Annotated in this window: 20 protein-coding genes; 8 read left to right on the top strand and 12 right to left on the bottom strand. The window is 49.6% G+C overall.

The window, feature by feature from the left end:
* Positions 1 to 3 precede the first annotated feature (3 nt).
* From DWZ67_RS17065 to DWZ67_RS17050, 4 genes are all read left to right on the top strand, one after another.
* Entirely contained in the window at positions 4 to 1,692 is a 1,689-nt protein-coding gene (locus DWZ67_RS17065) for a RagB/SusD family nutrient uptake outer membrane protein (protein WP_005834242.1), read from the top strand.
* A gap of 167 nt (positions 1,693 to 1,859) precedes the next feature.
* On the top strand, positions 1,860 to 3,095 hold the full coding sequence (locus DWZ67_RS17060) for an AGE family epimerase/isomerase (protein ID WP_120139387.1): 1,236 nt from the start codon (positions 1,860 to 1,862) through the stop codon (positions 3,093 to 3,095).
* A gap of 5 nt (positions 3,096 to 3,100) precedes the next feature.
* Positions 3,101 to 5,626, top strand: coding sequence for a glycoside hydrolase family 9 protein (locus tag DWZ67_RS17055; protein WP_120139386.1), 2,526 nt, complete (start codon positions 3,101 to 3,103; stop codon positions 5,624 to 5,626).
* The gene (locus DWZ67_RS17050; RefSeq protein WP_120139385.1) at positions 5,619 to 7,511 is read left to right on the top strand and encodes a hypothetical protein; all 1,893 of its coding nucleotides are present in this window, start codon (positions 5,619 to 5,621) and stop codon (positions 7,509 to 7,511) included. The genes DWZ67_RS17055 and DWZ67_RS17050 overlap by 8 nt, the downstream gene beginning before the upstream one ends.
* Before the next feature lie 74 nt (positions 7,512 to 7,585).
* Here the strand turns inward: DWZ67_RS17050 and DWZ67_RS17045 are convergent, their stop codons facing one another.
* From DWZ67_RS17045 to epsC, 9 genes are all read right to left on the bottom strand, one after another.
* Positions 7,586 to 8,392, bottom strand: coding sequence for a metal ABC transporter ATP-binding protein (locus tag DWZ67_RS17045; protein WP_005834252.1), 807 nt, complete (start codon positions 8,390 to 8,392; stop codon positions 7,586 to 7,588).
* 10 nt (positions 8,393 to 8,402) lie between these two features.
* Positions 8,403 to 9,329, bottom strand: coding sequence for a metal ABC transporter solute-binding protein, Zn/Mn family (locus DWZ67_RS17040; RefSeq protein ID WP_016272273.1), 927 nt, complete (start codon positions 9,327 to 9,329; stop codon positions 8,403 to 8,405).
* 70 nt (positions 9,330 to 9,399) lie between these two features.
* A complete protein-coding gene (gene mnmD / locus DWZ67_RS17035) occupies positions 9,400 to 10,086 on the bottom strand; it encodes a tRNA (5-methylaminomethyl-2-thiouridine)(34)-methyltransferase MnmD (protein WP_034529232.1) in 687 nt (228 codons plus the stop codon).
* A gap of 162 nt (positions 10,087 to 10,248) precedes the next feature.
* Positions 10,249 to 10,728: a YqaA family protein gene (locus DWZ67_RS17030; protein WP_025832326.1), complete on the bottom strand. Its 480-nt coding sequence runs from the start codon at positions 10,726 to 10,728 to the stop codon at positions 10,249 to 10,251.
* Positions 10,713 to 11,708 (bottom strand): hypothetical protein, encoded by a 996-nt coding sequence (locus DWZ67_RS17025; protein ID WP_005834261.1) that lies wholly within the window; start codon positions 11,706 to 11,708, stop codon positions 10,713 to 10,715. Before DWZ67_RS17025 ends, DWZ67_RS17030 begins: the two co-directional genes overlap by 16 nt.
* A complete protein-coding gene (gene purD / locus DWZ67_RS17020; RefSeq protein ID WP_120139384.1) occupies positions 11,709 to 12,983 on the bottom strand; it encodes a phosphoribosylamine--glycine ligase in 1,275 nt (424 codons plus the stop codon).
* Between the two features lie 174 nt (positions 12,984 to 13,157).
* Entirely contained in the window at positions 13,158 to 15,383 is a 2,226-nt protein-coding gene (locus DWZ67_RS17015; protein WP_009037569.1) for a S9 family peptidase, read from the bottom strand.
* A gap of 20 nt (positions 15,384 to 15,403) precedes the next feature.
* Positions 15,404 to 16,903, bottom strand: coding sequence for a THUMP domain-containing protein (locus tag DWZ67_RS17010; RefSeq protein ID WP_009037570.1), 1,500 nt, complete (start codon positions 16,901 to 16,903; stop codon positions 15,404 to 15,406).
* A gap of 139 nt (positions 16,904 to 17,042) precedes the next feature.
* Entirely contained in the window at positions 17,043 to 17,942 is a 900-nt protein-coding gene (gene epsC, locus DWZ67_RS17005) for a serine O-acetyltransferase EpsC (RefSeq protein WP_005830965.1), read from the bottom strand.
* A gap of 219 nt (positions 17,943 to 18,161) precedes the next feature.
* Here epsC and cysK point away from each other — a divergent pair, with 219 nt between their 5' ends.
* Positions 18,162 to 19,109: a cysteine synthase A gene (gene cysK / locus DWZ67_RS17000; RefSeq protein ID WP_005830963.1), complete on the top strand. Its 948-nt coding sequence runs from the start codon at positions 18,162 to 18,164 to the stop codon at positions 19,107 to 19,109.
* Positions 19,110 to 19,172: 63 nt separating this feature from the next.
* Here the strand turns inward: cysK and DWZ67_RS16995 are convergent, their stop codons facing one another.
* Positions 19,173 to 19,649: a pyridoxamine 5'-phosphate oxidase family protein gene (locus DWZ67_RS16995; RefSeq protein WP_005830961.1), complete on the bottom strand. Its 477-nt coding sequence runs from the start codon at positions 19,647 to 19,649 to the stop codon at positions 19,173 to 19,175.
* Between the two features lie 166 nt (positions 19,650 to 19,815).
* Complete coding sequence (gene rnr, locus DWZ67_RS16990; protein WP_005830959.1) at positions 19,816 to 21,960, bottom strand: ribonuclease R; 2,145 nt, start codon at positions 21,958 to 21,960, stop codon at positions 19,816 to 19,818.
* A gap of 226 nt (positions 21,961 to 22,186) precedes the next feature.
* Between rnr and DWZ67_RS16985 the strand changes: the two genes are divergently transcribed.
* From DWZ67_RS16985 to DWZ67_RS16975, 3 genes are all read left to right on the top strand, one after another.
* Positions 22,187 to 23,125 carry a cation diffusion facilitator family transporter gene (locus DWZ67_RS16985; RefSeq protein ID WP_120139407.1) on the top strand — a complete coding sequence of 313 codons (939 nt, stop codon included), beginning with the start codon at positions 22,187 to 22,189 and terminating at the stop codon, positions 23,123 to 23,125.
* 61 nt (positions 23,126 to 23,186) lie between these two features.
* Entirely contained in the window at positions 23,187 to 24,194 is a 1,008-nt protein-coding gene (locus DWZ67_RS16980; protein ID WP_005830955.1) for an NAD-dependent epimerase/dehydratase family protein, read from the top strand.
* Complete coding sequence (locus DWZ67_RS16975; RefSeq protein ID WP_005830954.1) at positions 24,185 to 25,150, top strand: phosphatase PAP2 family protein; 966 nt, start codon at positions 24,185 to 24,187, stop codon at positions 25,148 to 25,150. The genes DWZ67_RS16980 and DWZ67_RS16975 overlap by 10 nt, the downstream gene beginning before the upstream one ends.
* Here the strand turns inward: DWZ67_RS16975 and DWZ67_RS20600 are convergent.
* Complete coding sequence (locus DWZ67_RS20600) at positions 25,147 to 25,272, bottom strand: hypothetical protein (protein ID WP_005834280.1); 126 nt, start codon at positions 25,270 to 25,272, stop codon at positions 25,147 to 25,149. The genes DWZ67_RS16975 and DWZ67_RS20600 overlap by 4 nt on opposite strands.
* Between the last annotated feature and the right edge of the window lie 279 nt (positions 25,273 to 25,551).

Below are 25,551 nucleotides of genomic sequence, written 5' to 3'. Positions count from 1 at the left end.
ATTATGAAAAAAAGTTTTTATCATATATTGTTGCTGAGTGCTCTAACCTTGGGTACCACCAGTTCCTGTGATGACTATTTGGAAGTAGATCATTACGATATTCTGCCTGAAGATTTCATGTATCAGAATGAAACAAACATAAAGTCGGGGCTTTATGGTATATACGATACTTTTTATACTTATCAAGGCAGTGACAACAGTGGAGATGATACAACATGGGGATTCAAACCTAATGTATTTATTGCGGGGCATAGTACGATGGATTGTCAGGCATCCGGCTGGGATGCCGAATGGCAGCGTCATGCGGTATTGGCCAATAAAGGTTCGCTGGATACGGCTTGGCGTATGAGTTATAAAGCTATTGACCGGGCCAATCGTTTTCTGGCTGGATTGCAGAATGTGGACGTTTCCGTGCTTTCTGTCGAAAAGAAAACGCAGTTTGAAGCTGAGGCGCGTGCCATTCGTGCATATAATTACTTGTATTTGTCAAAAGTCTTTGGTCCTGTTCCTATGTTGCTTACAGGTGAGACTTATACAACCAGTGCAGGAAAGGCGCGTCCTGAAAATTTGGAGGGCACTTATCAGGTTGTTGAGGAAGACCTTAAGTTTGCTATGGAAAAGTTGGATTGGGAACCTGCCGATGGAGAATACGGTCGTATTACTAAAGGTTTCTGCAAGGCATTTTTGGCTGAACTCTATATGTATCAGAAGAAATTCACTGAGGCCAAGAAGGAGTTGAATGATATTATTGCTAGTAATGTATATGCATTGGAACCATGTTATGCCAATCTCCATGCCTGGGACAACCATTGGACAAAAGAATCGGTTTTCGAGGTTGCCTATCATACTCATGGCAATATGAATTGGGGAGGCAACAGCAACGATGACGGTAAGATATGGTATGGCTATATGTGTGCCGCTCCCGAATACGGTGGTTGGGGATCCTTGGCTCTGTCTTGGGAGTATTATCGCTCTTTTGAGCAAGGTGACAAACGCAAGGAATACACTTGTGTAGGTACTGGTGACACACATCCCATTACCGGCCAAAAGCTGGGGCTTAATCCCTCTTACAGCGGATATGTACAAGGCTCTGAAAATGTACCTTGCGTATATTCGTTGAAGTATTGGAGAAAGCAACCGGGTAAGGACGGGTTTGTGTATTGCCCGATTTCATTGACTTTCAAACGATATGCAGGCGTATTGCTGGATTATGCTGAATGTTGTTTCGAGACGGGTGAGGAAGCGACCGGATGGGAGATGATCAGACAAGTGCGTAATCGTGCGTGGGGTAACTTGGAAATTGGTGTACAAGCCATTGATTTCCCGCAGGCAATGTTGAATACGACAGTTGTCGATGTGCCCGATGCAAAGACTGTTTATGCTGAATATAAGACGCGGAAAGGGTATACAAGTGATGTATGGAAAGTGGCTTTGACACAAGAACGCCGTCATGAGCTCAATGCAGAGTTCTCTTTATATTTCGACCTTTGCCGTATGGGGTTGGCTGAAGAATGGTTCAGATGCGAATACCCGAAAACAAAAGCCAATTCTACACCGGAGGAGTGCTGGGAAACTGGCGATTCTTTCCGTTATTTTGAGCATCAGAAATATCAGGAGATTTTCCCAATACCTACTAATGAGATTCTTAATAATCCTCTCATCAATTCGGAGGACCAGAATGAGGGATATTGATGACTCTAAAATTGTGCTAAGAATAGACAATTATATTGTTCTGTTATTCTGAACGAAGTGAAGAATCTCTTCTACAGAAAAGAGATTCTTCACTATGTTTGGGGTATGTATTCCTGAATGAGCAAATCAGATGATTAAGTGTCCACAATTTAAACTTGTAGTTAAGTATGGCAAGAAAAACATTTTGTTTCCTTCTATTTATATGTATGGGCGTGTGTGCATGTACTGTTCGGCATAATTCGTTACGGTCGACATTGTGTGCGGAAATTGTTGCCAATGTGCAGGACAGCGTGTTGCCGTTTTGGATGGATTATGCAGTGGCGCCTGACGGCGGTTTTTATGGTATGGTATTACGGAATGGTACTCCGGTGGTAGATGCTCCCAGAGGAGGGGTGCTGAATGCCCGGATTCTGTGGAGCTTTTCTGCTGCATACCGTACATTTGGAGATGAATCCTATCTGAAACTTGCCGACAAGTCTCAGCGTTATTTCATCGATACATTCATAGATAAGGAGAACGGTGGGGTATATTGGCTGGTCAATCCCGATGGTGAGATAGTGAATGCTTCTAAATATACTTATGCCATGACCTATGCCATCTATGGACTGGCAGAGCACTATCTGGCGACGGGTAACGACGAAAGTCTGAAAACTGCTATTAGTTTGTATCATGTCTTGGAAGAAAAAGGTCGCGAACCGCAATATGACGGTTATGTGGAATCCTTTACCGAAAATTGGGAGAAATTGGAGCGATATGACAATAATGCTCCCAAGACCATGAATGCCCATCTGCATGTGTTGGAAGCTTATACCCTTCTATATCAGTGCTGGAAAGACAATGGCTTGAAGAAAAGGCTTGAGTTTTGCGTCGATTTGTTCATCAACCGCATTTACGACCCGTCAAGGAGGCATTTCAATCTGTTCTTTGATAATGAGTGGAACGGTCTGGTCGAAATGGATTCTTACGGACATGATGTTGAGACCGGATGGCTGCTTTGCGAGGCTGCCCGTACGCTGGAAAATCAGGACCTGATAGAACAGACAAACCAGCTTGCACTGGATGTAACGGGAGCTTGTCTGGCCGAAGGAATGAGTGATAAAGGCTATATGATTTACGAGAAGAAAGGTGACAGAAAAACCAGGCATGCTTCGTGGTGGGGACAGGTTGAAACCATGATAGCTTGCGTCAATGCCTGGCAGATAAGCGGAGACGAAGCTTGGCTGCAATCGGCCGATACGGTCTGGACTTTTGTCAAAGACCATATGGTGGACAAGGAATACGGGGAATGGTATAGCGACTGTTTCGACGGGGAGCCTAAAAAGGAGGCTCCCAAAGTAAGTATGTGGCGTTGTCCATATCATACGGTACGCTTGGGAGTGGAAATGTATAATCGTTTAAAATAATACGTATGAAGAAATTGATAATAGGTGCGGCATCACTGATGCTTTGTGCAGGTTTGCAAGCCCAGGACTTCAAGATTAACCCGTCGGGGTATTTTGAAAACCACGGGGCCAATGTGATGGTTTTCAGTGATGTCTATCCTGAAGGACACCAAGGGGGTGTCACCTTGGTTTTGAATGGAGACCGCAGGGCCGCAGGCGGTGATGTGCGTTTCGAGATTTCGCAGGGGCAGTGGCAGGGATTGCCCAAGATGAGGAAACGGGTGGTGGATGAGGCTGCTAACGAAATCCGTGTCACACTGAGCTATCCTGACTCGGCCAAGCATATGGCGGGGTTCAATCCGATGCTCTATCCGGATTTTGCTTTCGGCTATACTATCAAGGTGAAAGGGGAAAAGGACTATCTGGTATTGACTGTTGATTTGGACCGGCCGGTTCCGGAGCGCTTTGCCGGGAAGCTCGGTTTCAATCTGGAGCTGGTGCCTTCTACCTTGTTGGGCAAGCCCTGGATTATGGATAACCGGACGGGTGTTTTCCCTCATCAGGCGATGGGGCCCACCATGAAGCAGACCTCCAATATGGAGCATATCGGAGACTTCAATCCTAAGGGGAAAGCCAGCCTGGACCAGTTGCTTCTGGACCGGAAGACTTATAATCCGATGATTGCCGATGATATTGTCTCTGCCCCTCTTGCCGCGGGAAAAAAGTTTGTGCTCAATCCGCAGGATGAGTTGGCAAAGATTACGATTGAGAGTGAGAAGGGAGATTTGATGCTGTATGACGGACGGATAAACCATAATAACGGTTGGTTTGTGCTTCGTTCGGAATTTCCGGCAGGAACGAAAGGGAATGCGGTGAGATGGATTATCCGTCCCACAGTTACCAAGGAGTGGCGCTATGCACCGGTGGTACAGGTCTCTCAAGTGGGTTATCATCCCGGACAGAAGAAAGTGGCTGTCATCGAATTGGACAAACGGGATACGGATTTCCGGCAACCTGCCCTCTACCGTATTGCAGCCGATGGCAGGAAACTGGTGAAGCAGCAGGCTGCCAAGGATTGGGGAGATTTCCAGCGTTACCATTATTTGCAGTTCGACTTTACGGAAATTACGGAAGAGGGACTTTATCAGGTGATGTACGGTGATGCGGCTTCTCCGGTGTTCCGTATTGCAAAGGATGTTTGGGATAAAGGAATCTGGCAGGCGGAGGTGGAATATTTCCTGCCGGTACAGATGTGTCACATGCGTGTCAACGAGAAGTATCGTGTATGGCATGACTTCTGTCACCAGGACGATGCCCGAATGGCCCAAACGAATATCAATCACATTGACGGATATAGCCAGGGACCTTCTACTCTGTGCAAATATCAGCCGGGCGATCTTGTTCCGGGATTGAACGTAGGCGGTTGGCACGATGCAGGCGATTATGACCTGCGTGTGGAGTCGCAGGCAGGTGAAGCCTATATCCTCGCTATGGCTTGTGAGAATTTCGGTGCCTACTGGGACGAGACTTCCATTGATTTCGAAAAACGGATTGTAGAGATACACCAGCCTGACGGGAAAAACGACTTGTTACAGCAAGTGGAAAACGGGGCTTTGACCGTAGTAGCCGGTTGGAAGGCATTGGGACGCCTCTATAGAGGAATTTTGTGTCCTACTGTACGGCAATATGCACACTTGGGAGATGCTTCGGCCCATACTGATCATGTCAGTGGAACGGCTGATGACCGTTGGGTGTTTACGGAAGACAATCCGGGACGTGAGTTACAGGTGGCCGCTTGGCTGGCAGGTATTTCACGCGTGCTGAAGGGACATAATGATACTCTGGCGGCAGATTGTCTGGAAATAGCCCGTGAGCTGTTTAAGATTACACGTTGTGATAACAATTGGATACTGACAACGAAAGTACATGCCGCCGTAGAGCTTTATCTGGCAACGAAGGAAGCCGGGTACCGCGATTTCGTTTTGCAGCAGCAGGATTTCATCTGCAAGAATATCCGTCAGACGGGCTGGTTCATCGGACGGTTCGACCAGGCTGTGGGCAATGTCCGTTTCAGCAAGGCTATTCGTAAGGCATTGCCGGAGTTACAGGCCATGTATCAGGAGTATAGCAGTAAAACCCCGTATGGAGTGCCACACGACAGAGGTAACCGTTCTTCCGGTTCATGGGAGCCTCAGCATTTGGGCTATAACTACTGTTATTTACATGCTGCTTATCCTGACTTATTTACACCGGACTACATTTTTAATGCCGTCCAGTATCTGCTGGGTATGCATCCGGGACGTAACCAGGCAGCTTTTGTAACGGGGGTTGGTGCCGAAACGATGAAGGCCGCCTATGGTGTCAATCGTGCTGATTGGTCTTATATCCCGGGTGGAGTTTCTCCGGGTACTAATCTGATTCGTCCCGATCTACCCGAACTGCTTCATTTTCCGTTCTTGTGGCAGGAAGGTGAGTATTGCCTGGGTGGACATGCTACGTGGTTTATGTATATGGTATTGGCGTCTAATAAAATATTGAATTGCAATGAATAGTAAAATAAAGGTAGATAAGTTTGTAATTGTAGTTTTTCTGCTCTGCATGGTTTGTAATATGACCATGCAGGCAAAAGCTTACGAGAGTTTCAAAGTATCCATTTATGTCCGTGCTTACGAGGTAGACAAGATGAAGGACATCCATTGGCTGGATTCTACCTGGAATGTGATTTCACAACAGTTGGAAGTGGACAAGATTTATCTGGAAACACACCGGGACTTGCTGGTTGTGGAGGATGCCACTCTGGAGCAGGCAAAGAAATTCTTTCATGACCGGGGTATAGAGACAGCTGGAGGTATTACCTATACCATCAACGAGGCAAACAGTTTCGAGACATTCTGCTATTCCAATCCTGAACACCGCAAGATGGTGCAAAAGATTGCGGAACACACGGCGAAACACTTTGATGAGTTTATTCTGGATGATTTCTTCTTCACCAGCTGCAAGTCCGACATAGAAATAAAGGCAAAAGGAATGCAGAGCTGGACGGACTACCGCTTGAAGCTGATGACCGAGGCCGGTCGTGACCTCGTGCTGAAACCTGCCAAGAAAGTGAATCCTCAGGTAAAGGTGATTATCAAATATCCCAACTGGTATGATCACTTTCAAGGTTTGGGATTTAATTTGGAGGAAGGTCCCCAGCTCTTTGACGGTGTCTGGACCGGTACTGAAACAAGGGACCCGGCAGGTAATCAGCATTTGCAGAACTATCTGAGTTATAATATTATCCGTTATTTCGATAACCTGCGTCCGGGTTATAACGGTGGGGGATGGGTCGATGTAGGTGGACTGAACATGGGTATGGACCGGTATGCCGAACAGCTTCATTTGACCATGCTTGCCAAGGCTCCCGAGATTATTCTCTTTGCCTATCACCAGCTTCTGGATGTGAAGTTGTCTCCTAAATACCGTACTCCCTGGCAGGGAATGGGTACCAGCTTTAACTATGATGAGGTGACCGCTCCCATCCGGTTGGAAGACGGCTCTTTGGTAGAACCTACCACGATGGCCCGTATAGCCGGTGTTGTGCTGAAACAAACGGATAAGTTGATTCATAAGCTGGGGAATCCGGTGGGTATAAAATCCTACAAGCCTTTTCATGCCGCCGGTGATGATTTCCTTCAGAACTATTTGGGCATGATAGGTTTGCCGATGGATATGCGTCCTGTTTTTCCGGAAGACCGGCAAGTGGTTCTGCTGACTGCACAAGCTGCACAGGATACGGAAATTATGGCTAAAATCAAGAGACAACTGCAAAGCGGGCGTGATGTGGTGGTTACGAGCAGTTTGCTGAAAGCCATTCCTGAGAAGCTTACAGAGGTAGCCGAGTTGCGTTGTACTGATTTGAAGGCTCTTGTCAATGATTTCGGCCGTTACGGGCAGTCCGGACGTGACCTGTTGATTCCGCAGGTGCAGTATTATACGAATGATGCTTGGGAGATGGTCAGTGCCGGTCGTCCGCTGACGGGTGGAGTTTCGGGCTATCCTATTCTGTTGAGAGCCCCGTATGCTACCGGTAATCTGTATGTTCTTACCATTCCCGACGATATGGGCAATCTGTATGATTTTCCGGCCAATGCCTTGAATGAAATTCGTCGCATTATGAGTAAGGACATAGGAGTCTGTCTGGAAGCTCCCTCCAAAGTAGGCCTGTTTGTATATGACAATAAAACGCTGGTGGTAGAGAACTTCAATGACGAACCGGTAGAGGTGCGTATCGTGACCGGTGATAAGGTGATGAAGCTGGAAAGCTTGGAGGATGGGACTGTTTTGAGTCCTCTTCCTGCCGGACCGGTGATACAGACCAGACGTCCGGTTACGCCTAAGAATTCTTTCCGTTTATTACTGTTGCCCCATTCATATAAGGCATTCCGATATAAATAATGGGTAAGAAGATTGCCGGGTGACTATTTGAAAGAGCAAGGAGGCTGGTTTACTGTAAAACCAACCTCCTTTGCTTATTCATGAGCATGCTTATGCTCCCCCAGTATTCTGTGTGGCAGTGTTCCGTGTCCCAATAACTCTATCGGGCAGTTGAAGTTCCGTTCCAGCCACTCCTCCGTGACACCGGTGTCGGGGTGGTAATCCAGCGTTTCGTTGACGCAAGCGATAGACTTGACTTGCTGCAATACCGTACCGATGTCATGGCTGACGAGGATGATGGCACATTCTTCATTGATTTCTGTCAGTAGTTCGTAGAGGCGGGCTTCAAAACGCTTGTCAATGTAGGTACTGGGCTCATCAAGAATCACGACCTGTGGGTCGGAGATGATGGCACGTCCCAGCAAGGCGCGTTGCAACTGTCCGCCGCTCAAGGCACCTATGGCGCGTTGTTCCATGCCTTCCAGTCCCATGCGGGCTATCACATGGCGGGCCTTTTCCCGGTGTCGGGTATTGAAGCGCGAAGCAAGTGGCTTTTGGCTGCTGAGGCCTGAAAGGATGACTTCTTCTACTGTAATGGGAAACTTCCGGTCGATGCTGCTGTACTGGGGCAGATACCCCATGGATAATCGAGTGTTGAGGGGTAGGCATTGAGAACCGGCTACTTCGGGTGACGGGGAATCGGTATGATAAAGTATCTCTCCGGCAGTGGGCTTCAGCAGTCCCAGGATGCACTTGATAAGTGTGGTCTTTCCTCCACCGTTGGGGCCGATGATACCCAGAAAATCACGTTCGTAGATAGTCAGGTTTACATCGTGCAACACAGTCCGGTTATCGTATCCGGCACTGAGGTTCTTTATTTCTATAATAGGAGATGCGAGCATGTTTTTTTCTTTATTCTCCTTCTCCTTTAGGGGAACGAGGGGTGAGCAGTGCTTGGGCCGTATTCATCATCTCCTCCTCCCAGTCGTATGAGAGGGGATTGATAGCCACCACCCGGGTTCCGGTCTGCTGGGCGATAAGGTCGGCATTGCGGCGGTCGAATTCCGGCTGTACAAAGATGACGCGTACCTTCTCCTTCTTGCAGGAGTTTATCAGGTTCTTCAGATGGGTGGGAGAGGGTTCCTTTCCACCGGCTTCGATAGGAATCTGGTGCAGGTTGTAGTCGCGGGCAAAGTAGGAAAGTGCCGGATGATAAATCATGAAGGCACGGTCGGCATTCGGGCTGGAAAGCATCTGGCAGATGAGGCTGTCTGTATGCTCTATCCGCCGGATGAGTGCGTTGTAACGTTCCATGTAGGCGTTTTCATTGGCTTTGTCTATGGCGCAGAGTGCATTCAGAATATTTCCGGCAATGATTTGGGCGTTGATGGTGGAATTCCAGATGTGGGGTTCCACACCACCGGCGTGCGTATGGCCTTCGTGTACATGCCCGTCTTTATGATGATGTGCATGGGTATCGTCCAGAATAAGTTCCACATTCTCGGACATATCGAAGAATTGCAGGTGGGGAGCATTGTCCGTCAGTTTTTCCGTCCATGTCTGCTCGAAACCGATGTAGCCGATGCGGAAATAGGCCTTGCTTTGGGCAAGGTCGACAAGCTGCTGGGGCGTGGGGTCGTAGGTTTCCGGACTTGAACCTTTGGGCACCATGCTGACGACGGTGAATTCATCGCCGGCAATGGCTTCGGTGAAATACCGCAGCGGCTCGATGGTGACGGTAATCACGGGTTTATCGTCATTCTTCTTGTTCTGTTGGCCTCCTTGCTTGCACGAGAAGAGCAAGGTGGCTATGAGGAGTAAAAAACAAAACTTTTTCATTTACAATTTACTATTTACAATTTACAATTTGGCTGCGCTGTGGCAGGGGGCATCAACTATTCATTATCAACTATTCCTTATCCATTATCACTTCCTCTTTCCTTCCCCTCAGTATCTCCCGTTTCCCTCCGGGGGGGCCTGGAAGACGCTCTACCTTGAATCCTATGGCTTGCAGCATGCGACGTACTACTCCTTTGGCGCAGTAGGTGGTCAGCACGCCATCAGTGCTCATGGCGGCATGGATATTCCGGAAGACTTTTTCCTCCCACATTCCCGGTTGCTTTTCGGGTGCAAAAGCATCGAAGTAGACAACGTCGAACGGAGATTTATTAATCATTAACAAACTGTCGATGCTTATTGTTTCGATATCTGCCCGCACTTTTCTCAGTGTGAAATAAGGAGTTATGGCAACTTCTTCTTCCCACGCAGCCCGATGCAGTTCCTCGAACAGAGGATTGTCGCTATATTTTAGCGCATCCACCTCCGGCCATGCAAGCGGATAGAGTTCGATACCGGTATAGTGCACAGGTCTCTTTTCCTTTTCGGCAGTTTCCAGTGTAAGCAGGGCATTCAGCCCGGTGCCGAAACCGATTTCAAGGATATGCGGGCGGGCAGTAGCGGATGCTTTCAGTCCCATGTCGATGAAGATGTGCTGTGATTCTGTACGTGCCCCCTTTACCGAATGATAATGTTCATTCAGTTCCGGTACAAACAGTGTCGCACTTCCGTCTTCCGTCTTCTCTATGATTCGTTGCATCACTTCTGCTTTTGTTGAATGTTTTTATTTAGTTTAATTCTCTGTGATTCAGCGTGTTGTTGCGCCTATATATCCAGCGTGCTGCATCTATACATCCAGTACGTTGCATCTATACATCCAACGCGTTGTATCTATACATCTATTGCTCAAACTCACTACATGTCAATAATTCATCATCGAAATGGCTCCTTGCAGTGCCCACAGCATAGCTATGTAGCGCACCAGTTTCCCTGCAAACATGGACGTGGTGGTCAGTATCAGATTACTGCGCATGAAGCCCAGTGCAATGGCTATGGCCTCTCCCACAAAGGGCAGAAAGGCGAAGAAAGCCATCAGTGCCCCTTTCCCTTGGAGGAAATGCTGCATCCGTTCTATCTTTTCCCTTTTTACCTTGAAATATTTCTCAATCCAGTCTATACGTCCCAGACGTCCCATGTAGTAGCACGTCATGCCTCCCAGCGTATTTCCCAAGGTGGCGGAGAGTACGCACAGTGCCGGGCTCAGACCGACCTTGACCAGTGCTACCATCACTATCTCGGAACTGAACGGAATGATGCTTCCTGCCAATAGGGCAGAGATGAACAGACCGACATATCCCCAGTCAATCAGCAGCTGTACGAGTGTATCTACAAAAGCGTCCATATATTGAATCCTAATAGAATGAATAATCCGATAAATGCACAAATGAAGAATATATTGGAACTGCGGCTATTTGTCAGTACAAACAAGTGTCCCGCCAGGATGCTGACACCGATGAGCAGGAAGGACATCAGGTGGACACTCAATACCGGTTGCAGTCCGATATAGACAAAGATGCAGAAATTCAGCAGGATGAGGAAGTGTAGATAGCTTCGGGTGCGTATCTTGTCTTCATAGCCGGCAATGAGACAGTGTGCCGCGCTGACGATGAACAGAACAAGGAGATACCCGAGGGTGGCGAGTTCCCACGGCTGATAGTCGAACCGGGTGGGAGCGAAGGTCACCAGCTCGCGGAAGGGCTGGCAGAAGAGTTCCATTTGCCCGTAGTAGAGGGCGTGTCCCAGCAACAGCCAGTAGGGTACGCTCCATCCTACCAAGGAAGCGAAGAAACTTTTGGGTTGGAGAGACTGGAAGTTGTAGGCACCTATCCAGAAGATGGGGACAAACAGCATGAGCTGCGGAAAAAGCAGGCTGCCCAGTCCGATGAAGACAAAGGCGTGGAAGAGACTGCCTGTGGGCCGTGCCTGCTGGTAGCTCTTGAAGAGGAAAAACAGTGCCACCAGGAAGGAGGCGGCTGCCAAGTCTCCCGCATACAGCATGTGCAGGCTGGGGCAGACGGATATCAGCAGGAAGTAGACAGAAGTCTGTACCGATGCCCGCATCCGGATGATGGCGAACGTATTGTTGAGCTGTATCAGGAAATACCCGATGACGGCATACAGAATAAAGCTGAAGAGACGGTTTGCCCAGGTGGGGATGCAGAAGTCGCAGAATGTTTCCCAAAGGGAATATCCGCTTTGCTGTGTCTCCGTTTCGGGCAACAGAACAGCGGTCAGTATCCAGCAGGATACTGAAATCAGGATAGCGGTGGGTAGTGTGAACCGCCCTGCCGTTATCCGGTTCTGGAATCTCTTCGTTCTCATTTATAAGTCAAATCCGATGTCGCGACGGAAATATTTCTTCTCGAAGTTTATCATGTCGGCCACGCGGTAGCTCTTCTGCAAGGCTTCTTCCTTTGTTTCACCATAGGAGCAGACGGCGATGACACGGCCACCGGCAGTTACGGTCTGTCCGTCTTTGGTGGCTGTTCCGGCATGGAAGAGGATGCTGTCCGTTTCGGCAGCCTTCTCGAATCCGGTCATCACCTTGCCCTTTTCGTAGGCTTCCGGATATCCTCCGCTTACCAGCATGACGCAAGCGGCTGTGCGTGGGTCGAATTCCAGTGTACGCTGGTCGAGGTCGCCCTGGGCAATGCCTTCGAGTAGGTCTACCAGGTCGCTCTTGATACGTAGCATTACACTTTCGGTTTCGGGGTCGCCCATGCGGACGTTGTATTCAATCACCATCGGTTCGCCCTTCACGTTGATAAGTCCCAGGAAGATGAAGCCTTGGTAGCCGATTTCTTCTTCCAGCAGACCGTTTACGGTAGGTTCGATGATGCGGGTGCGTACTTTTTCCATAAATGTTTCGTCGGCAAAAGGTACGGGAGTAACGCTGCCCATACCGCCGGTGTTGAGGCCTTTGTCGCCTTCGCCGATACGCTTGTAATCTTTGGCTACGGGCAATACCTTATAGTGGCGGCCGTCTGTCATCACGAATACGGAACATTCGATGCCGCTGAGGAACTCTTCAATGACTACCGTGGCGCTGGCATCGCCGAACATGCCGTCCAGCATTTCCTTCAGCTCTTTCTGAGCTTCTTCCAGTGTGGGGAGAATCAGCACGCCCTTGCCTGCACACAGTCCGTCGGCCTTCAGTACGTAAGGCGCTTCGAGGGAAGCGAGGAAGTCGAGTCCCTCCTGCAAGTTGTCGGCGGTGATGCTCTTGTAGCGGGCAGTGGGGATGTTGTGGCGCATCATGAAGCCTTTGGCAAATTCCTTGCTACCTTCCAGTGTAGCACCTTTGGCGGTGGGGCCGATGATGTCGATATGGCAGGTGGCAGGGTCTTCCTTGAAGCTGTCGAAGATGCCTTGTACCAACGGGTCTTCGGGACCCACAACAATCATGTCGATTTCTTTCTCAAGGGCAAAGGCCTTGAGTGCGGGAAAGTCTGTCGCCTTCAGGTTCACATTCTCGCCTGCTTCGCTTGTACCTGCATTGCCGGGAGCAATATATAGTTTCTCTACTTTCGGGCTTTGGGCAATCTTCCATGCCAGAGCGTGTTCGCGGCCACCGGAGCCTAATAATAATACTTTCATGGGTTCATTTACAATTTACAATGTACAATTTGTCTGTGCTGTGGGGCATCAGGTAAGTTGTACAGATTGTTATACTTAATGATTTATTCTCTCTTTTATTCTCTTCTTTCTTCTACCATCTACTCCCTATTTGCACGCCCGCACTGCATAGCAAATTGTACGGTACATTGTACATTAAAGATATTCTTCAAAATATCTTGTTATCTTCTCGTGCAGATGCACACGGTCGCGTCCCAGGACGTTGTGCTTGTGCGTGGGATAGATAAACAAATCGGGATAGGTACGGGCATCCACGCACGCCTTCATGAATGAAAGGGTGTGCTGCGGCACGCAGGTGTCGTCGTGGTCGTCGTGTATGATGAGCAGATGTCCTTTCAAGTTACCGGCAAGGTTTTTCAGATTTGTCTGCTTGTAGCCTTCCGGGTTCGCTTGCGGAGTGTCCATATAGCGCTCACCGTACATTATCTCGTAGTATCCCCAGTCGATAACCGGTCCGCCGGCAACGCCTACCTTGAAAATTTCGGGATAGCGCAGCATCAGCGCCGTAGTCATGTGTCCTCCGAAGCTCCAGCCGTGCACGCCGATACGCTCTCCGTCCACATAAGGCTGGCTTTTCAGGAATTCTACGCCCTTCACCTGGTCTTTGCCCTCTTCGATGCCCAGCTGGCGGAAGGTGGCGTTTTCAAACTCCAGTCCACGGTTGCTGCTGCCACGGTTGTCGAGGCTGAACATGATGTAGCCTTTGTTTGCCATGTAGATGTCCCAGCCGCGGGCATCGTTCATCCAGCCGTTCGTTATCATCTGGGCGTGCGGGCCGCCGTATACGTAGACGATGGCGGGATACTTCTTTGCCGGGTCGAAGTCGGCAGGCTTTATCAGGCGGTAGTACAAGTCTGTCTTGCCGTCGGCGGCTTTGATGGTGCCTACTTCTATGCTGGGCATTTCAAAGCCTTCGTAGGGGTTCTTGGCTGTCAGCAGTGTGTGTTCCCGTTGTTTTTTCGGGTTGGTGGACATCAGTTTTATGATACGGGGGCAAGTGGGCGAAGAGGCATTGTCGATGAGGTAAGTTCCCATGAAACCGGAGATTTGTGCCGAGTGCATGCCGGTTGGGTCTCCTATCAAGCTGCGTTTGCCATTCTTCAGGTTGACAGCGTAAAGGTTGCTCTGCAAAGGAGAGATTTCCGTACTCTTGATGATGAGCTCTTTCGTGTTCCGGTTAAAACCTACGATGTCTTGTACAAGCCAGGGGCCGGAGGTGAGTTGCTTCAGCAGTTCCCCTTCCGTATTGTATAGGTACAGATGGTTGAAGCCGTCACGCTGGCTTTGATAGATGAACTTGTGGCTGTCCCATGGCAGGAATAGAATGGGAGATTGCGGCTCCACATATTTGGGATGTCTCTCTTCGATGAGCACTTGTTGCAGCTTTCCGCTTTCAGCATCGTACCGGCACAGTTTGGAGTGGTTTTGGTCTCGGTTTAGCTCTATCAGATAGAGGCTTTTACCATCCGGTGCCCAGGTGATGTTGGTGAAGTAGCGGTCTTTTGGGTCGCCCATGTCCAGGTAGATGGTCTTTTGAGTAGCCGGATTGTAGATACCTACCTTTACCTGATGGCTGAGCATGCCGGCCATGGGGTAGCGTATTTTATCCACCAGTGCTATTCTTGTCGTGATGTCAACCAATGGATAGGGGGTGACCATGCTTTCGTTCATTCGATAAAAGGCCAGCAGGTCCCCGGCAGGATTCCAGAAAGTGCCTTTTGAAATGCCGAATTCATTGCGGTGCACACTTTGTCCGCAGACGATACCTTCCGGTTCGTTGGTGACTTTCAGGGTTTGCCCGTCACCGGTCATCACATAGAGATTATTGCCGATAGTATAAGCCAAATGGCGGCTTACCTCGTTCCAATCCTCATTTGCGGCTTGGGCGGGGCAAGGCTGGCTCCAGATGACTTTTTTCTTCTTCCAGTCGACGAGGGCACGGTACTTGCCGGTGTTCAGCAGCAGGAGTGGGTCTATTTGGACTTGAATACCCAGATTGACGCCTCGGGGTACGTTGACAGCCTTTGCAGCATGAAAGTGACGCAGTTTTCCAAGTCCTTTTTCTTCCAGCAGCGCGTTGGCTTCTTCCAATGTGATGGCAGTGAATTTCTCTCCGGGCTTGGCACCTAATCCTTTGACAGCCCATGTACCTTCTATATTGTCGATGCCAAGTTCCAGACAAGCGGCATCGCCCCACCACTGGTACGATTTGTTTTCCGGTTTGTGGTAGGTCTCACCTCCGGGAATCAGATCTTCCAGGGTCGGCTTTTTCAGTTCTTGTGCCATAGCGTTTGTTGCAAGCAGAGCAGGTACTGTTATCAGCAGTGCAAGAATGCTCTTACTTATTTTCTTTGCATTCATTCTCCTTGTCATTGTTCGTGTTATTCTTCTTCCTTCTTTCCCGCCTCTCTTCTTTTGCTTTCCGGGTAAGACTCACCCGACCTTGTTCTGCGTTCTCCACCGAATTCACGTCTTTCCCTCGGTCTGAACTCCCGTCTTTCCCCATCCTTGAACTCTCTTCTTTCACGCGGACGGAATTCGCGCTTTTCGCCGTCCTTGAATTCTCTTGGTCTGCGTTCGCCGTTGAACTCGCGTCTTTCGCTACCGAATTCACGTCTCTCTCCACTGAATCGGGGACGGAATTCGCGTCTTTCTCCGGGTTTGAACTCTTTCCGTTCCCCAGAAGCCGGACGAAATTCTTTGCGCTCCTTGCTCAACTCCTCGCCTTCGGCACGAAATTCCTTGTACTTTCCATCGAAGATTTCGTACTGGCGGAATTCGCATTCCAGCGCACCATTGAATAAAGGTATCTTGGAGGTGGCTTTTAGCCCGATTTGGTCGAAGCACTCTTCCCGGTAAGAAAGAATCCATGCGGTGTTGCCCGTAAAGGCATGTTTCAGACGCTCGCCAATCATGGAGTAAAGGCCCAGCAGGTCGTTGGTAGAGATACGCTCACCGTAGGGAGGATTGGTGATGATGATGGATTTCTCCGCAGGTTGCTCGAATTGCTGGAAAGGTTGCAGCTTCAATACCACGTCCTTGCTTACGCCGGCAGCCTTTATATTGTGTGTGGCAATTTCGTTTGCCTTCGGGCTGTTGTCGTAACCGTATATCTTATGCGTAAATTCACGTTCCTGGCTGTCGTCATTGTATATCGTGTCGAACAGCTCCTGGTCAAAATCCACCCACTTCTCGAAAGCGAACTCCTTGCGGAATACGCCCGGAGCGATGTTGCGTGCAATCAGCGCCGCTTCGATGGGAATGGTTCCCGAACCACACATCGGGTCTATCAGGTCACATTCGCCACGCCAGCCGGTCATCAATATCATGCCGGCGGCCAGCACCTCATTCAGCGGGGCCTCTACTGCTTCCTGGCGATAACCGCGGCGGTGCAGCGATTCGCCGCTGGAGTCGAGAGACAGCGTACATTTGGTTTCGGCAATGTGTATGTTCAGCAGCACGTCCGGTTTGTTGACACGCACGCCGGGACGTTCGCCGGTCTTCTCGCGGAAATAGTCCACGATGGCATCCTTCACCTTGTAGGAAACGAACTTGGAATGACGGAACTCTTCACTGAATACAACCGCGTCCACGGCAAAGGTCTTGTCCGTATCCAGATAGTCTTCCCATCGGATGGCTTTAATCTGTTCGTAAACCTCGTCGGCATCTTTGGCTGTGAAGTGTTTGATGGGTTTCAGTATCCGGATGGCTGTACGCAGGCAGAAGTTTGCCTTGTACATCATTTCCTTATCACCACTGAAAGATACCATGCGGCGGCCTATTTCTATTTCGTTGGCGCCCAGTGCAGTCAGCTCTTGTGCCAGTACCTCTTCCAGTCCTTGGAAGGTTTTGGCAATCATTTCAAAAGATTGTTCGCTCATCTATGCATTTACTTTATGTGAATCGGCAATCTGGGTAGTTGTCACTCGTTTCTCTCATTAGTGGCTGATAACCATTTAACTACTTGAACTGCTGATTTGAGTTATTTACGATTTTAATTGTTTATTGGTTGTTTGTGACTTACTTCTTGGCCTTTGTCTGTACAATCCTTGCTCCTGCGGGAACATCTTCTGTCACCCAGATATTGCCGCCTACGGTGGCTCCTTGTCCGATGGTGATGCGTCCCAATATGGTGGCGTTGGAATAGACTATCACATTGTCTTCCAGAATGGGATGGCGGGGAATACCCTTGATGGGCTTGCCGTCTTCGTCTAGCGGGAAGCTCTTGGCACCGAGGGTCACACCCTGGTACAGCTTCACGTTGTTGCCGATGATGCAGGTCTCGCCGATTACCACACCCGTACCGTGGTCGATGGTAAAATAACCACCTATTTCCGCTCCTGGATGGATATCGATTCCCGTTTCACTGTGCGCCATCTCGGTGATGATGCGGGGAATGAGGGGAACACCCAACTTGAGCAACTCGTGTGCGATGCGGTAGTTGCTGATGGCGCGGATGGCCGGATAGCAGCTGATGACTTCGCCGAACGACTGTGCGGCGGGGTCACCGTTGTAGGCGGCTTCCACATCTGTGGCGAGTGTACGTCTCATTGCCGGCAGGTTGCTGATGAACTTGGCAGCCAATAAGGCGGCTTCTTCCCGTTGGAGCTCGGTACAACAGTTGCATTCGCCGTCGCCTGCAAAGCAGAGGCCGGCAAGGATTTGCTCGGTCAGCAGGTCGAACAAGCGTTCGACATTGACACCGATATGGTAAGTCACCGTACGGCTGTTGACCGTAGAATTTCCGAAATATCCGGGGAAGATGATGGCTCGCGCCAGTTCGATGATGTCGCGCAGCACTTTTGCCGAAGGCAGCGGGTTGCCGTCCGTATGCTGGTGAAACAGTCCTTTGTATGATTCGCTTTCCGATAGCTCATCGACTGCTTGTGTCAAAATGTGGGTAAAGTTGAGTGGACTCATTATGATATCCTTAAGTTTAAAAGTGGCAACAAAGATAGGAAATACTCGTCAAATATCCTACATATCCCTCATTTATAGTACGTATTTACCATATTTGTGGTATTTTCTACGAACCAATTTTGCGCTACTTTTGTCTTGTAAGAAATAACATACCTCGTTCCACTCCGGATTGTTAGTCTTTTCCCTTAGGGGAATGAGGAATTTAAAAACAGTTGGATTATGAAGAAGATAGCAGAACGCCTTACCGACCTGGTAGGCAACACTCCCTTGCTGGAGTTGAATAATTATAACAAGAATAAGGGTCTGAAAGCCCGTGTTATTGCCAAATTGGAATATTTTAACCCTGCCGGCAGTGTGAAGGACCGCGTGGCGCTTGCCATGATAGAAGATGCCGAGGCAAAAGGGCTGTTGAAGCCTGGTGCCACCATCATCGAACCTACCAGTGGGAATACGGGCGTAGGGCTGGCTTTTGTGGCCGCCGCCAAAGGTTACAAGCTGATACTGACGATGCCCGACACGATGAGTTTGGAACGCCGCAACCTCTTGAAAGCCCTTGGTGCGGAACTGGTACTGACTTCGGGTGCCGACGGTATGAAAGGCGCAATAGCCCGTGCCGAAGAACTGAAAGCCGCCAACCCCGGCTCGCTGATTCTACAGCAATTTGACAATCCTGCCAATCCGGCAATGCACGAGCGTACTACCGGACAAGAAATCTGGCGTGATACAGACGGCCGGGTGGATATTTTCGTGGCCGGTGTAGGGACGGGAGGCACAGTGAGTGGTGTGGGTGCAGCCTTGAAAGCCAATAACCCGAAGGTAAAGATTGTGGCTGTGGAGCCCGAAGATTCTCCCGTACTTTCCGGTGGGAAGCCCGGTCCCCATAAAATACAAGGTATCGGTGCCGGATTTGTGCCGAAGAACTATAACAGTGCCGTAATAGACGAAGTTCTGCAGGTATCCAATGATGACGCCATACGTACGGGCCGCGAACTGGCGAAGTATGAGGGATTGTTGGTCGGCATCTCTTCGGGAGCTGCCGTTGCTGCAGCTACCCGCTTGGCACGGTTGCCCGAGAATGAAGGAAAGACGATTGTAGCGCTGCTGCCCGATACGGGAGAACGGTATCTTTCGACGCTGTTGTATGCATTTGAGGAATATCCGTTGTAAAAGTAAATATTTCTGCCGGTTATCCGCTCCATCAATGTGGAGCAGGTGACCGGCAGATGGTATTTATAGTTCGCTTGGTCTTAACCCGAATGACCGGCAGCTTATTTTCTCTACTTTCACTTCCCATATCTTGACATTGCGTACGGCGGGTTCGGCATATTTGCATTCATTTTCCGTATATTGCTTCATCAGCATGTCGAGTACGCGTCGCTTCTCTTCCATGTCTTCCACGAAGTGTACTTTCCCACGACAGATAACACTGCGCGACTTCATGCTGTAGCTGCATGCCACTTGCCGGTGCATATAAACCAGCTCGTGTCCTTCGCAGAAGGTGATGCAAACTTGCGGGTGCTTTGTTACCATCTCCACTTTACTGCCTTCCGGGCCGGAATGCAAGTATATTACCCCGTCTTGATAGGCAAAGTTCATGGGAACCGCATATGGGTTTCCTTCAAGGTCTGTGATGCCCACTATGCAGTATGGGCATTTACGGATAATTTCCTCAATCTGTGTAGGGTCTGTAATAGTAATTGTCTTCATGTGCAAAGCCTCACCCCCGGCCCCTCTCCGAAAGAGAGGGGAGTGGGGAAGTGGGGATATTTAATATTGTAGGGTTATTCTTTATTTCACTTCACTCAAGTTTCGCAAGTTTTCAATTCATTGCTCTCCTCTCCCCTCTCTATCGGAGAGGGGAGAGGAGGTGAGGTTACACCAGTGCAAAGTCCAACTGCTTCTTTTCCAAGTTAGCGCGTGCCACCTTAATGGTAATGGCATCTCCCAGACTATAAATTTTATTTTTGCGGCGTCCGCGCAGGCAGTAGTTCTTTTCATCGAATTCGTAATAGTCATCGTCGAGGTCGCGGATGGGAATCATGCCTTCGCACTTGTTCTCATTCAGCTCCACGTAGAGTCCCCATTCCGTTACGCCGGAGATGACACCGTCGAAGGTCTGTCCCAGGCGTTCGGTCATGAATTCTACTTGCTTGTACTTGATGGAGGCGCGTTCCGCGTTGGAGGCTATCTGCTCCATGCTGCTGCTGTGTTCGCAGAGGGCTTCGTATTTCTGTTCGGACACGGTGCGGCCTCCCTGGTCCAAGTACTTGGTGAGCAGACGGTGTACCATCATATCCGGATAGCGGCGGATGGGCGAGGTGAAATGGGTATAGTAATCGAAAGCCAAACCATAGTGCCCCACGTTATGCACGGAGTAGCGTGCCTTCTGCATGGCGCGGATGGAGACGGTTTCAATCAAGTTCTCCTCCTTCTTGCCCTGGATGTCGTCCAGCAGGTGGTTGATGGACTTGGAGATGTCGGTCTTTGTACCGCTGGTACGCAGCTTGTAGCCGAAACGGGCGATGAACTGTGCCAGGTTGTCCAGCTTCTCCGGGTCGGGGAGGTCGTGAATACGGTATGGCAACACTTTGGCTTTCTTGCCTTTGGGCACGCGGCCTATCTTTTCGGCTACGGTGCGGTTGGCAAGCAGCATGAACTCCTCTATCAGCTTGTTGGCATCTTTCGACTCCTTGAAGTAGACGCTGACGGGTTTGCCCTTCTCGTCAATTTCGAACTTCACTTCGTAGCGGTCGAAGTTGATGGCTCCTGCCTTAAAGCGGTTCTCACGCAGTATTTTGGCAAGCTTATCCAGTTGGAGCACCTCTTCCTGGAAGTCTCCTTTGCCGGTTTCTATAATCTCCTGGGCTTCTTCGTAGGTGAAGCGGCGGTCGCTCTTGATGACGGTATGTACCACGCGTGAGTTCTTCACTTCGCCTTTTTCCGTCATTTCAAAGATGACGGAGTAGGCAAGCTTCTCTTCGTCGGGGCGGAGTGAACAGATGAAATTACACAACCGTTCGGGGAGCATTGGGATGGTGCGGTCTACGAGGTAGACGGATGTGGCACGCTTCTCGGCTTCCTTGTCTATGATGCCGCCCTCTTTCACGTAGTGGGTCACGTCGGCAATGTGTACGCCTACTTCCCAAAGTCCCCCTTTCAGTTTGCGGATGGAGAGGGCGTCGTCGAAGTCCTTGGCATCCTTGGGGTCGATGGTGAAGGTGGTCACACCCCGGAAGTCCTCACGTCGGGCTATTTCCTCGGCGGAGATTTCGGCGGGTATCTTGTCGGCAGCTTTCTCTACGGCAGCGGGGTAGACATAGGGCAGGCCGAATTCCGCCAGGATGGCGTGCATCTCGGTGGTATTGTCTCCTGCGCGCCCCAGGATGTCGATTACCTGGCCGATGGGGTTCTTGGCTTTGTCGGGCCATTCCACCACCTTTACGATGGCTTTGTCGCCCGTCTTGCCGCCTTTCAACTTTTCTTTGGGGATGAAGATGTCGTTGGCAAGCGTACGGTTTTCCGTTACAAGGAAAGCGTATGACTTGGCAACTTCCAGGGTACCCACGAAGGTGTCGTTGGCACGTTCCAGTATCTCGATGACTTCTCCTTCGGCTTCGCGTCCGCGACGCTTGGCATAGAAGGCGATACGCACTTTATCATTGTTCATGGCGTGTGCCGAGTTGCGTTCGGCCACGAATATCGGTTCGCCTCCACCTTCCGGTATAAAGGAATTCTTGCCGTTGCTCTTGCGCTGGAAGGTTCCGGTCATTTCCACGCCGTGGTTGTTCAGCTTGTATTTGTGCTTGTCCACTTCTGTGATGTAGTCGTCCATCGACAGTTCGGACAAGATGTCCATGCACAGCATCTTCAGCGGATGTGTGGTGAGGTGGAGTTGTTCAAAGATGTATTTCAGGGATAATACTTCGTCTTGCTTTGTGTGGAAGAATTCCAGCAGTACTTTGACGAGCTCTTTCTTCTTCATGCGTTTGCCGGCTTTCTTTTCTTTCTTTTTGGCCATAATGTTATGATGTATTTTATGTATAAATAGAGATTCTGTGTCAATCTGTGTAATCTGTGGTGATTACCTCTTGCAAAGTAAACAAATAAATATGTTCCTTCGTTCACTCAGACTTCAAAATATTATCATTCTATTGAAAATAATGAAGGAACGACAGATTGTAATGGATTTATGTACTATATTTGCACACAAAGTGAAGATAGGCTGTACCTTAGACGAAAAGCAGATGGAAATGCAAACTCTGAACAAAAAAGCAGATGCCACACGGGAAAAAGACATTTACCGGGTGACGGTTGTGGGAAGTGTGGTAAACTTTCTCTTGCTTGTCTTCAAATTCTTTGCAGGTATTGTAGGTCACAGTGCCGCCATGCTGGCGGATGCGGTACATTCTTTGTCGGATTTCATTACAGATATTATTGTCATTGTTTTTGTGCGCATTTCGGCAAAGCCCGAAGATGAAGGACACGATTACGGTCATGGCAAGTACGAGACGCTGGCAACTGCCATTATCGGTATTTTTCTGTTGTTTGTGGGATTCGGCATTTTCTGGAACGGGGCTTCCTCCATTTACCGCTTCCTGCAAGGCGGCTCTCTGCAGGAACCCGGTATACTGGCACTGGTGGCTGCATTGGTATCCATCGTTTTCAAGGAAGTGCTTTATCAATATACCGTATTCAAGGGCAGGAAGTTGAATTCGCAGGCGGTTGTTGCCAATGCCTGGCATCACCGGAGTGACGTGTTTTCGTCCATAGGCACGGCAGCGGGTATAGGTGGCGCCATTCTTTTGGGTGACCATTGGCGGGTGCTGGACCCGGTGGCAGCGGTTATTGTCAGCTTCTTCATTATGAAGGTGGCTGTGCAGTTGTTGATACCGTGTGTGGACGAACTGTTGGAGAAATCATTGCCTGCCGAGGTGGAGGATGAGATACTGAAGACGATTCTCTCTTTTCCCGGTATCAGCTCGCCGCATCACCTTCGTACGCGCCGCATCGGCAGTTATTGTGCCATCGAGGTGCATGTGCGTATGGATGGTAGCATCTCGCTGGAGGAAGCTCACGAGACGGCAACGGCGGTGGAGAACAAGCTGAAAAGGCAGTTCGGCAAAGGAACACTGGTCAGCATCCATGTGGAGCCGGTGAAGAAGAGTAACGAGGCGACAGAGTAACACAAGGAGCGTCAAGGTGACGGACCGGATGAAAAGTAATTAGTAATTTGTAACAGAAGAAGTGGAATCGATTTTAATTACAGGAGCAAGCGGATTTATCGGAAGTTTCATCGTGGAGGAGGCGTTGAAGCGCAAGTTCGGTGTGTGGGCGGGTGTACGTTCGTCCAGCAGCCGCGAGTATCTGCGTGACCGCAAGATACATTTCCTCGAACTGGACTTTGCGCACCCCAATGAACTGAGGGCACAACTCTCGGGACATAAAGGGACCTACAATAAGTTTGATTATATTGTCCATTGTGCCGGTGTGACGAAGTGTGTGGACAAGAACGAATTCGATTTGGTGAATTATCTGCAGACCAAATACTTCATCGATACGCTGAGGGAGCTGAACATGATTCCCAAGCAGTTTATCTTCATCAGTACGCTGAGTGTGTTCGGCCCGGTACGCGAGAGGACCTACGACCCGATTATGGAGAGTGACCCCCCTTCACCCAATACCGCTTACGGACTCAGTAAACTGAAAACAGAACTTTATTTGCAGAGTATTCCGGGTTTCCCCTACGTCATCTACCGGCCGACGGGTGTATACGGGCCGCGTGAGAAGGATTATTACCTCATGGCGAAGTCCATCCGGCAGCATACGGACTTTTCTGTAGGCTTCTGCCGCCAGGACTTGACGTTTGTATATGTAAAGGACATCGTGCAGGCTGTCTTCCTCGGGATAGAGAAGCAGGTGTCCCGCCGCGCCTATTTCCTGGCTGACGGGAAGGTGTATAGCAGCCGTGCTTTTTCCGATTTGATAAGGAAAGAATTGGGCAATCCGTTTGTTATTCGCCTGAGATGTCCGTTAATTGTATTGAAAGTCGTATCTTTGCTCGCCGAATTCTGGGCGAAGCGGCAGAACAAGACCAGTACGCTCAATTCGGACAAGTATAGAATAATGAAACAACGCAACTGGCAGTGTGACATCACACCGGCCGTCGAGGAACTGGGCTTCAGTCCTGAGTACGACCTGGAACGGGGTGTAAAGGAAACCATTGCCTGGTATAAGGATAAGGGATGGCTTTAGATTTATTTAAAAGGGTAGAAACCCGTAAGGGGCTTTTTGCGGTAGAGAAGATTACGCTGATATACAATTTGCTGACTTCCATTCTCATTCTGTTTCTTTTTCAGGAAATGGATCATCCGGTGCAGATGCTTGCAGACCGTGTTGTCATTGCGGGTATGACGTTCCTGTTGATGTATCTTTACCGGCTGGCACCCTGCAAGTTCTCTGCCTTTGTGCGCATAGCCATCCAGATGTCACTGCTTTCCTATTGGTATCCCGACACCTTTGAGTTCAACCGGATATTCCCCAATCTCGACCACGTGTTCGCGTCGGTGGAGCAGTGGATGTTTGGTGGACAGCCTGCTGTGTGGTTCTGTGAAAGGTTTCCGCAGATGTGGGTGAGCGAGCCGTTCAATATGGGATACTTCTTCTATTATCCGATGATTCTGCTGGTGGTGGTGTGGTATTTCCTTTATCGTTTCGACCTTTTCGAGAAGGTTTCGTTCGTCATCGTCACCGCTTTCTTCATCTATTACCTTATTTATATTTTCGTCCCCGTTGCCGGGCCGCAGTTCTACTTCCCCGCCATTGGAAGCGACCATGTGGCGCAAGGTATCTTCCCGTCCATCGGTGACTATTTCCATCACCATCAGGAACTTCTTCCCGGTCCGGGCTATGAGCACGGCTTCTTCTACAACCTGGTGGAGAGTTCCCAGCAGGTGGGTGAGCGCCCCACGGCTGCTTTTCCCAGTTCGCACGTCGGAATGTCTACGGTACTGATGATTATGGCATGGCGTGGCAGCAAGCGTCTGTTTGCCTGCTTGTTTCCTTTCTATCTGCTGTTGTGCGGGGCTACGGTCTATATCCAGGCACATTACCTGATAGACTCTATCGTGGGTTTCGTATCGGCTTTCGGCATTTATATCCTGGCCACGTGGATGTTCAAGCGATGGTTTGCGCAGCCGATGTTCCGCTAGTCGGGCACGGTGATTATCTTTCCACTGTCTGTGGGCAATACCAATGTACGCGGATAAACTTCTGCCGGAAGTGAATGCTGGAAGTTTACGATGAGCTGTTTGAGCAGTTTTTTCTTTTTCATAAAGACATATTTATGGGATTCTTTCTTTCTTGGGAAGACGAATATAGGGACTTGTTTCTTTCTGCCAAAGAAACAATGTTTTTTTCTTGCCTCCTTGTTGGCAAGGTTTTGCCTTCCCATTGGCAAGGCTTTGCCACCGCGTTGGCAAAACTTTGCCATAGGCATGGCAAAAGTTTGCCAAGGGCAAGGCAAGTGGTTGGCAAAATTTCTTGCTGACAGACAGTGAGTTATGCGGATGGCAACAAAGCGTGTCATCTGCGTCTGAATACTCCCCCCCTC

The sequence above is a fragment of the Bacteroides sp. AF34-31BH genome (genome assembly GCF_003602795.1).
GTDB classification, from domain to species: Bacteria; Bacteroidota; Bacteroidia; order Bacteroidales; family Bacteroidaceae; genus Bacteroides; species Bacteroides uniformis.
Note: the sequence above shows the minus strand (reverse complement) of the source record. Positions and strands in the feature narration are given on the sequence as shown.

What these genes read in the sequence shown, in the direction of transcription:
- DWZ67_RS17065 (WP_005834242.1), top strand. Translation starts at nt 4, where the DNA reads ATGAAAAAAAGTTTTTATCATATATTGTTGCTGAGTGCTCTAACCTTG.
- DWZ67_RS17060 (WP_120139387.1), top strand. Translation starts at nt 1,860, where the DNA reads ATGGCAAGAAAAACATTTTGTTTCCTTCTATTTATATGTATGGGCGTG.
- DWZ67_RS17055 (WP_120139386.1), top strand. Translation starts at nt 3,101, where the DNA reads ATGAAGAAATTGATAATAGGTGCGGCATCACTGATGCTTTGTGCAGGT.
- DWZ67_RS17050 (WP_120139385.1), top strand. Translation starts at nt 5,619, where the DNA reads ATGAATAGTAAAATAAAGGTAGATAAGTTTGTAATTGTAGTTTTTCTG.
- DWZ67_RS17045 (WP_005834252.1), bottom strand. Translation starts at nt 8,392, where the DNA reads ATGCTCGCATCTCCTATTATAGAAATAAAGAACCTCAGTGCCGGATAC.
- DWZ67_RS17040 (WP_016272273.1), bottom strand. Translation starts at nt 9,329, where the DNA reads ATGAAAAAGTTTTGTTTTTTACTCCTCATAGCCACCTTGCTCTTCTCG.
- mnmD (WP_034529232.1), bottom strand. Translation starts at nt 10,086, where the DNA reads ATGCAACGAATCATAGAGAAGACGGAAGACGGAAGTGCGACACTGTTT.
- DWZ67_RS17030 (WP_025832326.1), bottom strand. Translation starts at nt 10,728, where the DNA reads ATGGACGCTTTTGTAGATACACTCGTACAGCTGCTGATTGACTGGGGA.
- DWZ67_RS17025 (WP_005834261.1), bottom strand. Translation starts at nt 11,708, where the DNA reads ATGAGAACGAAGAGATTCCAGAACCGGATAACGGCAGGGCGGTTCACA.
- purD (WP_120139384.1), bottom strand. Translation starts at nt 12,983, where the DNA reads ATGAAAGTATTATTATTAGGCTCCGGTGGCCGCGAACACGCTCTGGCA.
- DWZ67_RS17015 (WP_009037569.1), bottom strand. Translation starts at nt 15,383, where the DNA reads ATGAATGCAAAGAAAATAAGTAAGAGCATTCTTGCACTGCTGATAACA.
- DWZ67_RS17010 (WP_009037570.1), bottom strand. Translation starts at nt 16,903, where the DNA reads ATGAGCGAACAATCTTTTGAAATGATTGCCAAAACCTTCCAAGGACTG.
- epsC (WP_005830965.1), bottom strand. Translation starts at nt 17,942, where the DNA reads ATGAGTCCACTCAACTTTACCCACATTTTGACACAAGCAGTCGATGAG.
- cysK (WP_005830963.1), top strand. Translation starts at nt 18,162, where the DNA reads ATGAAGAAGATAGCAGAACGCCTTACCGACCTGGTAGGCAACACTCCC.
- DWZ67_RS16995 (WP_005830961.1), bottom strand. Translation starts at nt 19,649, where the DNA reads ATGAAGACAATTACTATTACAGACCCTACACAGATTGAGGAAATTATC.
- rnr (WP_005830959.1), bottom strand. Translation starts at nt 21,960, where the DNA reads ATGGCCAAAAAGAAAGAAAAGAAAGCCGGCAAACGCATGAAGAAGAAA.
- DWZ67_RS16985 (WP_120139407.1), top strand. Translation starts at nt 22,187, where the DNA reads ATGGAAATGCAAACTCTGAACAAAAAAGCAGATGCCACACGGGAAAAA.
- DWZ67_RS16975 (WP_005830954.1), top strand. Translation starts at nt 24,185, where the DNA reads ATGGCTTTAGATTTATTTAAAAGGGTAGAAACCCGTAAGGGGCTTTTT.
- DWZ67_RS20600 (WP_005834280.1), bottom strand. Translation starts at nt 25,272, where the DNA reads ATGAAAAAGAAAAAACTGCTCAAACAGCTCATCGTAAACTTCCAGCAT.